Here is a 14,074-nt window from a genome sequence, read left to right as displayed (position 1 = left end):
AATCTCGCTGCCATCAAAAACGGTTATCTTTATGTCTATGTGAGTAATGAGAGTCCCGTGAACGTGTTCTTTGATAACCTGCAACTTGTTCATACGCGAAGTGCCTTATTAGAAGAGACACATTATTATCCTTTCGGGTTGACGATGGCGGGGGTCAGCCATAAAGCAGCCGGTGAGTTGAAGAACCGGTTTAAGTACAACGGCAAAGAAGAACAGCGGGAAGAGTTCAGTGAAGGTAGCGGGTTGGAGTGGACGGACTATGGCGCGAGGATGTATGATAACCAGATTGGAAGATTCTTTACACAGGACAGATTCGCGGAAAAATATACCCCAGTGTCTCCGTTCGGCTATGCTGCTAACAATCCGATTTTAAATGTTGATGTTAATGGTGATAGCCTAGCTATATCAATTAATGGCAATAGTTATCAATATTATAACAATCAATACCACGATGCTAGCGGTTATGTAGTTGATATGAGCGGTGATGAACTCGCTACGGCAGTTCTTAATTCACTCAACCAAATTTATTCTGGTAGTTTTGGTAAAGGTTTTTTAGACAATGTTATTGGCTTAGAAGAAACCATTTCTATTCATTCATCTTCAGATTATAAAGGCAAGGCAGGGGTTAATTACGGGGGATCAGAAGAGAATAAAGTATATATTGACCTAGAAAGAATTAAAAAAGGAGTCGAATATCCAACCGATGACGGCTATATATCATTGCCTTTGATTACAATTATTGGTCACGAAATTGCCCATTCCTATAGTTTCCTACTGAAAACCGGGTATCAAGATAACTTCTGGTATTTCAATCAGGCAGGAGGCAAGGTTTCGCAGGATGAGTGGTATGCTACTGTCATTGAAAATTATATCAGACTCGACCACGATATGCCTCTTAGAACGCATTATGGATACCGAACGGGGACTAATTCAACCGTATGGTTAACCGATGAAAAATCCAGAGTTATCCGTAAAACCTCAGACCTGACACTTTGGTCCGAAACAGTAAGTGATCCTGATGGAAAAAAAAGGCAGGTTCCTTATATCCTTCGACATTATGAAATCGTCAAACCAGATAAATAATGAAACATAAGTTCATTTATATATTAGCATTGCTAATCATTGCTATTTTCGGCTTTAGATGTACTTTTTCGCAGAAAGCCTCAGCCAAAATTGTAATTAGGAAGAACTATTTTGATTCCACTAATTTCAGACTGCCGGATTCAGATACGAATAAATTTTCTCCGAATTTATTAGACGCCGTTCTGAAACAAATAGATAAAGAAGATAATGCCAAATGCTTACTTCTGGAAACCGTTTCACCTCAGTATCCGATACGTGACTACGAATTGTATGACTATAGCTCGGGAAATTATTACACTGCCAACGATGGTGGAGAAATTGTATTTCGGAACGTTAAGGATACACTGGCTGATTCTGTGAGCAAAGTCAGGCTTTTAAAAGAGCAGGATACAGTAGGGTTGGGTAGGCATGCAAAAGCCGTTTTAACAGATGCCGTGCGGAATGATTTTAGTTTCTTTATTGTTAATTTTATTGTTTTTGATAAAAAGTACATAACAATAAATTCCTTTTACTTACAGACATTACCATGAATTTTCTATGACCAGCCTTAGAGAAACCTTTTTTTGGCGAGAAAGGTAGTCTTAGGTTATACCGATAAGCTGCAGTTCCTGGGTAACGAAGAATGCAGAACAAGATATATGGCTGCCGAAGGCACAAACCCCGCGAGACTGGAATATGACTACATGATCAAGGATCACCTGGGGAATGTGCGGGTGTTGATTACGGAAGAACAAAATCAAACGCCTATCCGGCTGCCTCGATGGAAACGGCTGAAACGACTATAGAGGAGCATTTGTATGCAGGGTTACCCGAAACACGCGCCGATCTGCCAGTGTAAGCTTCCCTGTTTTCGACTGCATTTAAAAGTTTAGAAAGGCATTCATTTTTTTAGTTTTATACTGTTCAGGATATCTGTTTTATATTTGGTTTGTCTTTAATCCTTTAAACCAACCGATATGAAACGTTCCTTTACGCTTCTTGCAGCGTTCTGCTGCAGTTTTTTTTGCACCTCTGTACAAGCACAATTATTACCCGGCGACATTCTTTTTACCGGTTATAATTCAGTCGATAACACGGTCAATGGGCCCACTTTAAACGACGATTTCAGCTTTATCGCCCTGCGTACCATACCTGCGGGTACGAAGATTATGTTCACTGATTTTGGATGGGCCAGTGATGTGGGCCGGTTTCAATCGATCAACCCCTGCGGGGCAAGTACAGGGGCCTATTCCGACGGTGCGATTGAATGGACGGCTACAGCCGAGGTGAAATACGGAACGCAGGTACGGATTCGCTGCCGGGTCGATTTACAGGCCACAACAGGCACTGTATTGGGTGTCATTAATGGCGTAAGTGTGCCTACCGATTATATCAGTTTTGTAACAGGGGGCGATCAGATCTTCGCCTTCCAGGGAGCGATAACGGCACCTACTTCCATCATTGCAGGCCTCAGCATGAATGGCCCATGGGATGCCACACTCGGCAACTGTGAATTCAATGCCAGCAAATCCGCAGTGCCGCCGGCCATTGCCAGCTTCGCTTTTGCCATCGTACCGGAAATTAACAATGCACGTTTGAAAGCCGGCATCAATATTACCGGTAATGCTACCACCGACCGTGCCACTATTAATAACCTGGCCAACTGGGAATTTGACGACGCAAACGCATTGGCGATTCCTTCTACCCTGACATTACTTCCTGCCAACTTTTTATCCTTTAGTGGTGAACCGGGAAATGGTAACGTTAAGCTGCAATGGAAAGTAGGTGCCGAACAAAACGTAAAAGATTACCGCGTTGAGCGGTCAACCAACGGTAGTGCGTGGCAGGACATAGGCACAGTACCGGCAACCGGCAGCAGCGTATATACCTGGACGGGAGCGGCGGTCAGCGGCCGTTTTAACTACCGCATTGTGGCGGTTGATTTCGATACAAGAGTTCGCTATAGCCAGGTAATAACCCTTGATCCTTCACAAAAGAAATGGCAATTAAAGGTATCACCAAACCCTGCTACTGATTTTGCCGATATCAGCGTCACCTCAATCGGCCAGGAAAAAATAACGCTGCAACTGATCGATATGTATGGTAAAGTCTGCTGGCAGCAACAATCGGTTTCCAATACAGGCGTGCAGGTGATCCGGTTACAGGAGTGGAGTGGCATGGCGAAGGGTGTGTACGTGCTGCAGTTGCAATCCGGTGAAACGGGTTACAAACAACAGGTAAAACTGGTGAAGCAGTAGTAAGGTATAAGTTTTAAGTGATAAGTATTAAGTAATAAATTTTAAGCAGGCTGGTCCGTTCGGATCGGCCTTTTTTGATAAACTGTTTGTGGAAAAAGCCATGCCGGGGATGACTTATATTGAATTAGCTTGCAGTAACAATTATCAAACAGCCCTTACGGTTAACCATGTATGTTTTTGAAACCCGACTGGAAATTATAGGAATCAATCCCTTTGTTTTTATACCGGTTGATATCCTGGACAGCCTGTTCCGGGATGCCGGAAAAGACAAAGGAAAAATTCCCGTCAGCGGAACCGTAAATGGAAAAAACTATGTGCAGACACTTGTAAGGTATAGCGGAGAGTGGCGGCTTTATATCAACAACCTGATGCTGCCGGACGCGAAGAAAAAGATCGGAGAACGGATAAAAGTGAAGATCCGCTTCGACAGCACAGACAGAACAATCCAGCCACATCCTCAATTGGTGCAGGCATTGAATAAAAACAAGGAAGCTAAAAAAGTTTTTGAAACGATTCCGCCTTCCCTGCAGAAAGAGATTGTCCGGTACATCTCTTTTTTAAAAACGGAAGCGTCGGTAACGGAAAACGTAAATAAGGCAATAGGATTTTTGTTGGGTAAAAACAGGTTCATCGGCCGCGACGGCTGGCAGCGAAAGTCATGATTTTTAAAAAGCACATACCGCCGCCTCCTCTTTCCCAGTACATAGAACACATCATCTATGCAAAGGGAAGCCAGCCCCTGCCTTACCTGATGGAACTGCCGGACGGCCGGCTTAACCTCGTCATTGAACTCGAGAACACCGTGAATACGCTGTATGCCGAACCCGGTCTCCTGGGAAAACACACGATGAAAAAAGCCTGGTTATCCGGTGCCAATGCCAAAGCCATTACCTATCAGAATAATACCAATTCAGCCATTATCAGCATTCGTTTTGCCATCGGAGGGTTCTTTGCTCTTACGAGGATTCCCATGTCTGAAATAATCCATCCTGGTTTGGAGATCGAGCTGTTGCTGGGTAATTCATTCAACCGGTGTTACCAGCAATTGTTGGACGAGGAAAATATTGACCGGAAATTCCAGGTACTGCTGAATTATTTCGGCGGTTATATTTCAGATAATACGTTCGAAAGCTCGGTTGTCAAATTTATCGATAAAAATATCGACCAGCCGATCGACTGGTTGGTTGGCAAATCGGGTTACTCGCAGAAGCATCTCATCAGTATGCTGAAGAAGCAAACCGGTTTTTCACCTAAATACCTCCAACGTCTGCACAGGTTTCAACGGGTAATCAATGCCGTTCAGCAATCGGAGGGCCGGTTGAATTGGACCTCGATCGTTTATGACCTCGATTATTTCGACCAGGCGCATTTTATTAAAGAATTTGTTCACTTTACCGGCATTACGCCAGCTGAATATTTCAGGATGAACAATGCCTCCGGTCATAACAGGATCCTTACTGATATTAAGGTTTTTTAGCAGGTAAATTTTTTACAATCCCACGGATCTGTGGCGCAGTAGTTTTGTCATGAATCAAAAAATAAACAACCATGGCAACAGTTAATCCGTTTCAAATCAATGTATCGCAGTCGGTTCTGGATGATCTTTCCAATCGTATCCGTCATACCCGGTGGCCCGAAACCGGTGAGGATGCAGGCTGGGCTTATGGCACCGATCCCCGCTATTTGAAGGAGCTCCTGACCTACTGGGACGAAACCTACGATTGGCGCAAACAGGAGGAAGAATTGAATAAATATCCCCAGTTTACTACAGCGATAGATGGTATCCCTGTTCATTTTGTACAGGTAAAAGGAAAAAATAAAAACAGCAGGCCGTTGTTGCTTATTCATGGATGGCCTGACTCATTCTACCGGTTTCATAAGATCATCTCTATGCTTAGCGAAGGCGAGCATTCTTTTGACCTGGTTATTCCTTCTATTCCCGGCTTCGGCTTTTCCGGGCATCGTGCCGTGAACAGCGATGTTACGGCGGGAATCTTTCACCGCCTGATGACAGATACACTTGGTTACGAGCAGTATTTTATTGCGGGTGGAGATATGGGAAGCGTCATTGCCAAATCGATGGCCAACCAGTTTCCCGGCGAGGTTAAAGCGATTCATATTACGGATGTCGGGTATCCGACGGGGCAGGAGGACTGGAGTGTGATGACACCGGCCGAGCAGCAATTTGGTCAGACGATCCAGCATTGGTTTTTTACCGAAGGCGCTTTCAATATGATCCAGGCAACAAAGCCCCAATCCCTGAGCTACGGCCTCAACGATTCTCCTGCAGGCCTCGCCGGCTGGATCATCGAGAAATTCAATTCATGGAGCGACAACAACGGCAACATAGAAAACAGCTTTAGCAAAGACGAATTGCTGACGAATATCATGATCTATTGGGTGAGCCAGACAATCGACAGTTCCGTAAAAACCTATGCGGAAAATGCCCGGGCTGCTTATACAGGAGGATTGAAGTCGTCACAGAAAGTGACGGTACCGACAGGTGTTTCCCTTTTTCCCGGGGAGGCGCAATTCCCAAAAGAATGGGCGGAAAGAATGGTGAATCTGGTCAGCTATAAGAAACTGGACAAGGGTGGTCATTTTGCACCAATGGAATTGCCGTACGTGTATGCGGTGGAACTAAGTGACTTTTTCTCTGGCATCCAAAGATAAAATGTAAAGGGCCTGATTGGAATAGTGAATCGTCAATTCCATGGTTCGTGTATACACGAACCATGGAGTAGAAGCCCTACACCTTCTACCTTACGCCTTACACCTTTTACCTTACACCTTTACCTTCCTTTCACCAACCGGCCTTGCTGCACGCCCGACTCACTGACCACCTGTACGAAATAAACACCGGCAGGTAAGGAACTGACAGGAAGAGAAACGGTATTCAATCCTTTATCCAATGAAAGTGTATTGGTGATTAACTTTTTTCCTGTCGGGTCGTAAATATTATAGAAACCATTTTGCTTTTTATCCGAATTGATGGCAAGCGTTGCCTCATTTGCCGAAGGGGTAGGATAAATCGTGAGCGAAGTAACAGCGCTGTTGGTGTTCACCGCTACCACTTGCGAGTAAGTAAAACGGCCGTCGATATCCACCTGCTTCAGGCGATAATAGCTGATGCCTTTCAGCGGCGATAAGTCCGTAAAATTGTAATAGTGTGAAGCTGTCGAGTTGCCAGAGGCCGCTACTTGCCCCACACTGGTAAATGTTCTTCCGTCAATGCTGCGTTCAATAGTAAAATGGGCACTGTTTTGTTCGGATGCGGTGTTCCAATTACAAATAATTGAATTAGCGGTAGCTGTATTGGCAGTAAATGATGTTAATTGAACGGGCAATGTAGAGTTGGTTGCAAAGGCAGCAAAACGGCTTCTGGCTGCCCCGCCGATAGTGGTGAACGCTCCACCCGCAAAGATCCTGCTACCGTTTATAGCGACCGCGTTAACGGCACCACCTGCGTTGGGATCCCACGATGAAGCTAGTCCGGTGGTAATATCGATTGAAGCAAGTCTGCTTCTCGCTTGTCCATTCGCCGAGGCAAATAGTCCGCCGGCATAAATAGTGTTTCCGTTTATGACAAAACTGTTAACTGTGCTGTTGAGCATGGCATTAAAGTCGGTAGCTGTTCCTGCGCTTGCGCTGATGGCTGCGAGGCCGGTTCTCGGTTGCCCGCCAATTGATGAAAAACTTCCTGATACCCATACTACTCCGTCTCGTACGGCTAAGGCGGTTACCGCATTATTAGGTTGAGGATTCCAGGTGCTGGCTGTACCCCCGGAAATGTCCAGGGCTGCCAGTCCCTGCCTGGTCTGGGTTCCGATATTCGTGAATGTACCACCGGCATATACGGTGCTGCCACTTACGGCTATGGCCCGCACCTGCTGATTAGCACTTGGGTTCCATAACGTGACCGAACCTGTACTGAGTACGAGTGCTGCTATTCTGTTTCTAGTCTGCCCGCCAATGGTTGTAAAATTACCACCAACGTATAAGGTCGAACCGTCAATGGCCAGGCAGTTGACAACAGCGTTCGTATTTGCTACAAAGTCGGTGGTCTGTCCGGTGGTGGCATTCAATGCTGCGAGGTTGGTTCTCGCCTGTCCGCCGACAGCGGTAAAAATGCCGCCGATATAAACCGTATTATCGTTGACAACAATGGTACTCACACTGCCGGTTACCGAAGGATCCCATCCGGTGATTTCGCCCGTAGTGGCATCTATAGCCGCGATATTATTCCTCGTCTGGTCACCGATACTGGTAAACGAGCCGCCGATATAAACAGTATTGCCACTAATTGCTATTGCATTAACATTTCCGTTCGTTACAGGAAAATCTGAAAGAAGTGTCTGGGAAAAAGAAGTTAACGACAATAAAAACGAAAGAGAGAGCAGGTAAAACTTGCGCATCAGATTGGTATTTGGATTAAAATTGGTTTTTCCAACGAATTGTCTGGATCGAAAAAGTAGCGCGAAAGTAATGGATTCAATTCGTTATTTAACGAATTGACAGACTGAAAAAGTTGTTGTTAAACGCTAATATCTCTCTAATCTTCGTATTGGTCCGCGCAGTCGTGGAATAAACGGTCTTTCTTTGCCGGCAAGTTTTATTTCCTTGTTGTCGTATCGTTATTTTGTATTCACCTGATCCAATATGCCGAAAGTAGCGCCCTCACTTTCATTTCTATAAATATTCATGACCACCAATTGGGTACCATATAAAACAAAAATGCTTCTTTTGATGCTGGATTTAATTCCGCCAACAGCATAACCCGCCATATTACCGACCAATGTATATTCTGTATAAGGCACCACCGTACCTTTTTCATTCGTTATACTAAATTTGGCGCCGATAAATTGATAGCTGGTGCGCACTGCGAGGGAGGATTGCTGCTTATATAAAATGCCGGTATAACGGTTGCTTTTTAACCGGTTGCCGAATATCTTTTTCTCAAGCCTGGCATAGGTCCGGTTGCCACGTGGCGTAACGGTTTCGCCTTTTAGCTCGTAATTGTACTCACCACCAATCAATTCAAATTTTATATTGCCGTTCGTAACGGTGTACTTTCCTTCATGCAGCCTGCCATCCACTTCAAGATATTGGAACGTATTGTTCTCGCCGAAATTGAAAATGAATGGCGTCTTGAAAGTGGCGGTTGGCGAAGAAGCATAATAACCTACGATGCAATAATCTTTCAATTCAATTGCCTGGCTTTTTGCGCTGAATGAGCAAAGCACAATCAGCAACAGTGCTGCTACAGCCTTGATATGTTTTTTAAAATGTTGCATAACCTGTTTTTTTAAAAGGTAGAGAAATCTGTTTATTGACCTTGAGTCATAGCGATAACTTTTGCCAGGTATTGACAGCCTGGCAAAATACAAGGGAAGGGAGAGGGGGAGTGATATAAAAATTGTGTGTTGAAAACCGGGTTTGGTCAAAAAAGCCGTTGTAACAAAATGTCTTTTTTCTGCGGTGACACTTCTATTTCTGTGCCATCGGATAGCTCCAATGTGCCGCCGTCGCCTTTACGGTATTTTGTTACAAAGTCGAGGTTAACGATTACCGATCTGTTTATGCGCATGAAACGGTCGTCGTCCAGAATCGTTTCGTATTCTTTTAATGTTTTTGAAACAACAATTTTTTTGTTGTCACTGAGCAGGAATACGCTGTAGTTACTCATGGCTTCGACCCTTGTAATCGTATGCTTGTCCACGATATAAATACCTTCGGCCGTTGGCAGCGGTATTCTGGTGCTCAGGTTTTTCTGAGGCCTGATGGCTTTCAGGCTGGTTTTCTCGTTCACTCTTTTCTGCAACCGGGAAATGGCCGCCTCAAGTTCTTCAGTGTCTACCGGCTTAAGCAGGTAATCAACCGCACTTAACCGCAGTGCTTCTAATGTGTAACTGTCGTATGCAGTGGTAAAAATTACTTCGAAGTTGAACCGGCCCAGTTTTTCCAGGAATTGAAAACCGTTCATGCCCGGCATTTCTACATCGAGAAAAAGTACATCTATATGCAGATCTGCCACGGCATCAAGTGCTTTCTCCGGGCTGTTAAAAATCCCTGCCACCTGCAGCTCATTTTCAAAAACGTTTAGTTTTTGCGCCAGCAGTTTGCTTCCTCTTATTTCGTCATCCAAAATGGCTGCTTTTAACATGTGTAGGCTGCTTTGTGTAAATTTCGGTTTTTTACAATGGAATCACAATAAAGTTTGCGGTGTGTTCAACGCCTGTATGGTGCTTAAACCGGTTCAAATAACCGAGAACATCATCGATGGCTCACCTGCTTTCTGTAGAAACATACGCCAGCGGTTATTGATTTTTGCACTTACGCCCATATACTGAGCTCCATTCAACGTTCCTTTCCACGCACCGGGAGCTATTTCAGTGTAATTGCCCATCGCGTTTGGAACTGCGTAATATCTCCATGTGCCTGCATTAAATTGCAGGACTCCGGGCCCTTCGTAACTATTAGTTTGAAACGGTATGATCTCCGATGATTTTGTTATATAGTGAACTGATTGCACAGTCTTAGCCGGGTTCTGCCTGTCTTTATATGCTACCGTGTTGATTACAGGATTACCATTTGCATCTTTTTTCAATTTGAAATGAAAGACAGATATGCCATCATCTTTTTCATCGATGGAAAAGCTGTCATTTCTCAAACTGACTGGCTGGCTTTTTTTCAATACTACATCTTCAATTGTAGCGGTCACGTCATTACCAGATTGGGTGAAATGGACCAGTCTCATTTCGGTGCCAGTACCGTTATTGATAAAGAGCAACCATTGATAACCGGCGAGTTCTCCCGGACTGATGGTGGAGTTGTCCTGGTCGTTGTCTTTTTTGCAACCGGTATACATTGTGAGCAGCGTTGCAACCAGTAAAACTTTCAGGGAAATGGTTGTGAATTGTTTCATGGTATGTCTTTTAAGTTGTTATAATTTGTTACCTGGCGTTCCAGAGAATCTGTAATACCTGCCGGTTGTAATAATCCGGCATAGTGTAGCCTTCACTAGCCTTGGCACCGGCTATACCTCCAACAGTGAACGTTGCCTCTTTGTCGCAATTGTTATTATAGTATTGCATACTTGTTGAACAGTCCTTGCAGTTTGCTATTTCTTTTGCAGGTGCATGTTCGAAGTAATAAAGTGTTTTGTTTTTGATACGTACCTGTACTACTTTTTTTACCCCTGCGTTTATCAACGAATCCTCGTTTAGCATGGCTTTGCTGATACAAGCCGGAATGCTGTCATTCTTTTTTCCGTAACGGATATTGGGATACTGCGATTTGCCAAAATCTCCGGCGGTATAACCATATGCCACATAGCCACTGGCAGTTCTGCCCATTATAAAACTTGCCACCACGTTGCAATTGGAATCGTAATAGATCGTTCCGTTAGGGCAATCCATACATTGGGCGGCGCTTGATACCTTAAACTGAAACACGGTTCGCCCGTCTTTCAACGTCAGCGGTTTTACGAATTGCGTGTTGGTAAGTGAGCTTTTTTTGTTCAAGGCAGTTATGCAGGCCGGAACATTTTGTGCAATAGCCATATGGGCAATCAAAAGAAGAATGCAGCAGAAACAGATATATGTTTTCATGGTTACAGGTTTATCATGGGGCAATATCAAGCAACTGGCACACTTCGTTATAGGGCATTGCTTTCAACTGTGCTTCCGTATAATCTCTTCCTTTAAGATGTATGTTTTTTGCAGTGCCGCTATTCATTGTGCGACCCATTGTCCCGGATACGGCGACGATTTTGAACTTGTAATTGGGTATTACTGCAGAAGAAATAGCCGGTGGATCCGTTCCCGGGATGTTGGTCCGATAGAAATAATACAGCTTAACTTTTCCGACGCTTGTTTCATAAGCTATATTGTAGAAGAAACTGTTGTTGGGGTTCAGCATACTGTAATTCAGGGGTACCCAGTTGTTCACATTAAAAGTGAGAGAAGGCGTAAAGTAACACAGTACCATACCCGTATTTAACACGTCCTGTGTAATAGCGGTAAAGTTTCTCTCATGGTACCGTGAGACGGACCACATGTAGCCGCCCTGCACGTGGTCGAGGATATAGGTTCCGCCTGCAGTCCATTGCGCATTGGTTAAGCGGAAGGTGTCCGTTTTGACATTGGCATTGCCGGTTGCGCCCTGCTCACCCCTCGGACCTTCCGGGCCGGGAGTGCCTTCCTTTTTACATTGCATAAAAAGCATGGTTACCAGCAAAAAGGCAACGGAAAAAAATAGTTTTGACATAGTCGTTTGATTTTTGATATTATTTAATTGGCAGAAGGCAGCGGTAAAGTTTAATGGTTAATGGCGCCGCCTTTCTTAACCAAACTTATCACCTGTAAACCGGGCTTTGGAAGCAAATGATTGAAAAGGGGCGTAAATTGAGTGAACGCCTTTTTATACCGAGCGAATAAAAAGACTACTTGGGGATCTTAGTCCTATATTTGACGAACCCCATTTCCTGTTTTTTTTTGCAACCATTCTTTTATCCAATACTGAAAATGAGCGTAAAAGTCTCTTTACAGAAAGGCTTGTATTTTTTTATCACGCTGATAAGTTGGAACATGTGTTCAACTGATCTGTCTGCACAAACCAGCGTGGCGGATTCGCTGCGAACAGTATTAAAAGCACATCCCGGGAAAGCCGACGAGATCGGCACGGCATTTTTTAACCTGGCAGCGCAACATCTATCATCAGATGCTAAAAAGGCCCTTACCTATGCGGATGAAATCCTGCTTTTTCAAAGGAATATAAAGAACCAGCATTTGCTTTCGGCAGCTTATAGGGTGAAGGGTATCATACACCTTAACCTTTCCCAGTTTCCGGAAGCGTTGTCGAGTTTGCACAAAGCGCTGGAGATTGATGAAAAACTGAAAGCTGATTTTGGCATGATCGGCGATCTGAATACAATCGGGCTGGTTTATATGAGCCAGTCGAAATACCCGGAGGCTTTAAGGTACTACCTGCTCGCGTTGGCCAAAGCGGAAAAAATTAATCGTGAATTGGACGTGGCATCCACCAAGGCAAATATCGGTATCGTATATACAGAGATGGGAGACTATGAGCAGGCCATGCAGCATTACGAGCGTTCACTGACGATTTTCAGAAATAATAACCATTATAGCGGCCAGACAAACACGTTGACCAATATCGGCATCGTTTATTATAAAAAGAAAAATATCCCGGAGGCGATCAGGTACAGCAGATTGGCCCTGGCATTGGCAGATTCTGTCAGGGATATCCGGTCACAAGGGCGTGAAAACGGTAACTTATCAGCTTACTACAATGAGCTTGGTCAGCACGACCTGGCATTGGAACATGGTCTCAGGGCAATTGCTATCAATAAAGAAATCGGCAGCACAAAAAGCCTGGGGCTCAACGAACAAAATGTATCCGCCGCTTATTTGAAAAAAGGCAACCTGAAACTGGCCAGGGAGCATGGGCTCGACGCGTTAAAAATTGGCATGGCACTGAATGCGACTGACATAAAAAAAGAGGCCAGCCTGGGATTAAGTGAAGTATATGAAGCGTTGTCGAAGCCAGACAGCGCCTTGCATTATTATAAAATGTTCACGGTCTTTTCCGACTCGATAAGCAATGATAACAACAGGCGTGAAGTGACCCGGATGGGCCTCAAATATGAATTTGACAAAACAGAAGCTGTCTATAAACAAAAACAGCTATTGGCCGATGAACAGCTCCGGCAGCAGCAACTCGAGCTGGCATTAAGTGCTTCACAATTTCAGCAAGGCGAACAACTGAGGCGTCTGCAGGAGGTGCAACTGCAAAATGAAAAACTGCTGAATGAAGAGAAACAAAAGCAATTAATCATCGCGCAGAATAATGAAAAGATACAGGCGGGTAAAGTAAATGCGTTGTCGCAACAACAGCAACTTGACCGGCTTGAGCTTAAACAATTGTGGTTATATGGGATATTGGCTTTAGTGGTCCTGTTCTCCGTCCTGGTATTTCTTTTAAACCTTTACCGTTTGCGAAGGCTGAAGTATAAAAATGAAATTCAGTTGCAGGAATCGGAGCAAAATGCTTTGAAGCTAAAACACCAGCATCAGTTATCCGAAAGTGAGTTAAAAGCTATTCGCTCACAGATGAATCCGCATTTTATTTTTAACGTATTAAACTCCATCGAGTCCTATATAATGGACAATGATAAAAAAACTGCATCGAGGTTAATCCAGAAGTTTGCAGCCTTAAGCCGGCTGATACTGGAAAATTCCACCAAAAGCCTCGTTACGGCGGATAAGGAATGGAAAGCATTGCTGCTCTATACCGAATTGGAAGATATCCGGTACAGTAATTCATTTACCTACATTTTTAATGTTGACGAACAACTACAACTAAAAACATTGTTTTTACCGCCTATGCTCATCCAGCCTTTAATTGAAAATGCTATTCTGCATGGTCTGATGACTGGCGGGCGGGAACATGGTCATTTATCCGTATCGCTCAAAAAAACAGACACAGGCGTTTGTATTACTGTAAAAGATAACGGAGCGGGATTTGAAAATACGGTAAATCCAGCCCGGATATCCGGCATCAAAGAAAAATCAATGGGACTGGCTTCCATAGAAGACCGTATCGCCATGATCAATAAGCAATACCCCGGAGGAAAGGCCCGGTTTACGATTGGCCGCGGTGAGGCCGGAAAAGGCACAACAGCGGAAATACACCTGCCTTTTTTCGAAGGGCAATCAGTACTGAACTAAAATAGC

14 protein-coding genes are annotated in these 14,074 nt (G+C 44.3%); 8 read left to right on the top strand and 6 right to left on the bottom strand.

Annotated features, from left to right (window positions below):
- The 7 genes from H608_RS23650 to H608_RS0111140 all read left to right on the top strand — a co-directional run.
- The coding region (locus H608_RS23650; protein ID WP_028787751.1) for an RHS repeat-associated core domain-containing protein at window positions 1–1,083 on the top strand (1,083 nt) is incomplete at its 5' end.
- Window positions 1,083–1,613 (top strand): hypothetical protein, encoded by a 531-nt coding sequence (locus H608_RS0111165; protein WP_028787750.1) that lies wholly within the window; start codon window positions 1,083–1,085, stop codon window positions 1,611–1,613. The genes H608_RS23650 and H608_RS0111165, both read left to right, overlap by 1 nt.
- A 33-nt stretch (window positions 1,614–1,646) precedes the next feature.
- Window positions 1,647–1,868 (top strand): hypothetical protein, encoded by a 222-nt coding sequence (locus H608_RS0111160; protein ID WP_028787749.1) that lies wholly within the window; start codon window positions 1,647–1,649, stop codon window positions 1,866–1,868.
- A gap of 171 nt (window positions 1,869–2,039) precedes the next feature.
- On the top strand, window positions 2,040–3,320 hold the full coding sequence (locus H608_RS0111155; protein WP_028787748.1) for a T9SS type A sorting domain-containing protein: 1,281 nt from the start codon (window positions 2,040–2,042) through the stop codon (window positions 3,318–3,320).
- A gap of 167 nt (window positions 3,321–3,487) precedes the next feature.
- Complete coding sequence (locus tag H608_RS0111150; protein WP_028787747.1) at window positions 3,488–3,982, top strand: YdeI/OmpD-associated family protein; 495 nt, start codon at window positions 3,488–3,490, stop codon at window positions 3,980–3,982.
- Window positions 3,979–4,797 carry a helix-turn-helix domain-containing protein gene (locus tag H608_RS0111145; protein ID WP_028787746.1) on the top strand — a complete coding sequence of 273 codons (819 nt, stop codon included), beginning with the start codon at window positions 3,979–3,981 and terminating at the stop codon, window positions 4,795–4,797. Before H608_RS0111150 ends, H608_RS0111145 begins: the two co-directional genes overlap by 4 nt.
- 71 nt (window positions 4,798–4,868) lie before the next feature.
- Window positions 4,869–5,993, top strand: a complete 1,125-nt coding sequence (locus tag H608_RS0111140; protein WP_028787745.1) for an epoxide hydrolase family protein — start codon at window positions 4,869–4,871, stop codon at window positions 5,991–5,993.
- 119 nt (window positions 5,994–6,112) lie between these two features.
- Here the strand turns inward: H608_RS0111140 and H608_RS0111135 are convergent, their stop codons facing one another.
- The 6 genes from H608_RS0111135 to H608_RS0111110 all read right to left on the bottom strand — a co-directional run bounded on the left by H608_RS0111135 (window position 6,113) and on the right by H608_RS0111110 (window position 11,588).
- Entirely contained in the window at window positions 6,113–7,735 is a 1,623-nt protein-coding gene (locus H608_RS0111135; RefSeq protein WP_028787744.1) for a T9SS type A sorting domain-containing protein, read from the bottom strand.
- A gap of 219 nt (window positions 7,736–7,954) precedes the next feature.
- Complete coding sequence (locus tag H608_RS0111130; protein WP_028787743.1) at window positions 7,955–8,614, bottom strand: hypothetical protein; 660 nt, start codon at window positions 8,612–8,614, stop codon at window positions 7,955–7,957.
- Between the two features lie 146 nt (window positions 8,615–8,760).
- Window positions 8,761–9,483 carry a LytR/AlgR family response regulator transcription factor gene (locus tag H608_RS0111125; RefSeq protein ID WP_028787742.1) on the bottom strand — a complete coding sequence of 241 codons (723 nt, stop codon included), beginning with the start codon at window positions 9,481–9,483 and terminating at the stop codon, window positions 8,761–8,763.
- A gap of 93 nt (window positions 9,484–9,576) precedes the next feature.
- Window positions 9,577–10,245, bottom strand: coding sequence for a hypothetical protein (locus H608_RS0111120; protein WP_028787741.1), 669 nt, complete (start codon window positions 10,243–10,245; stop codon window positions 9,577–9,579).
- 28 nt (window positions 10,246–10,273) lie between these two features.
- On the bottom strand, window positions 10,274–10,930 hold the full coding sequence (locus tag H608_RS0111115) for a hypothetical protein (protein WP_028787740.1): 657 nt from the start codon (window positions 10,928–10,930) through the stop codon (window positions 10,274–10,276).
- Between the two features lie 13 nt (window positions 10,931–10,943).
- A complete protein-coding gene (locus tag H608_RS0111110) occupies window positions 10,944–11,588 on the bottom strand; it encodes a hypothetical protein (RefSeq protein WP_155990133.1) in 645 nt (214 codons plus the stop codon).
- Between the two features lie 320 nt (window positions 11,589–11,908).
- On the opposite strand from H608_RS0111110, the gene H608_RS0111105 reads away from it, so the two are divergent.
- Window positions 11,909–14,068 (top strand): tetratricopeptide repeat protein, encoded by a 2,160-nt coding sequence (locus H608_RS0111105; RefSeq protein WP_162142868.1) that lies wholly within the window; start codon window positions 11,909–11,911, stop codon window positions 14,066–14,068.
- Window positions 14,069–14,074 lie beyond the last annotated feature (6 nt).

This window comes from Terrimonas ferruginea DSM 30193, from assembly GCF_000425585.1.
Lineage (GTDB): Bacteria > Bacteroidota > Bacteroidia > Chitinophagales > Chitinophagaceae > Terrimonas > Terrimonas ferruginea.
Note: the sequence above shows the minus strand (reverse complement) of the source record. Positions and strands in the feature narration are given on the sequence as shown.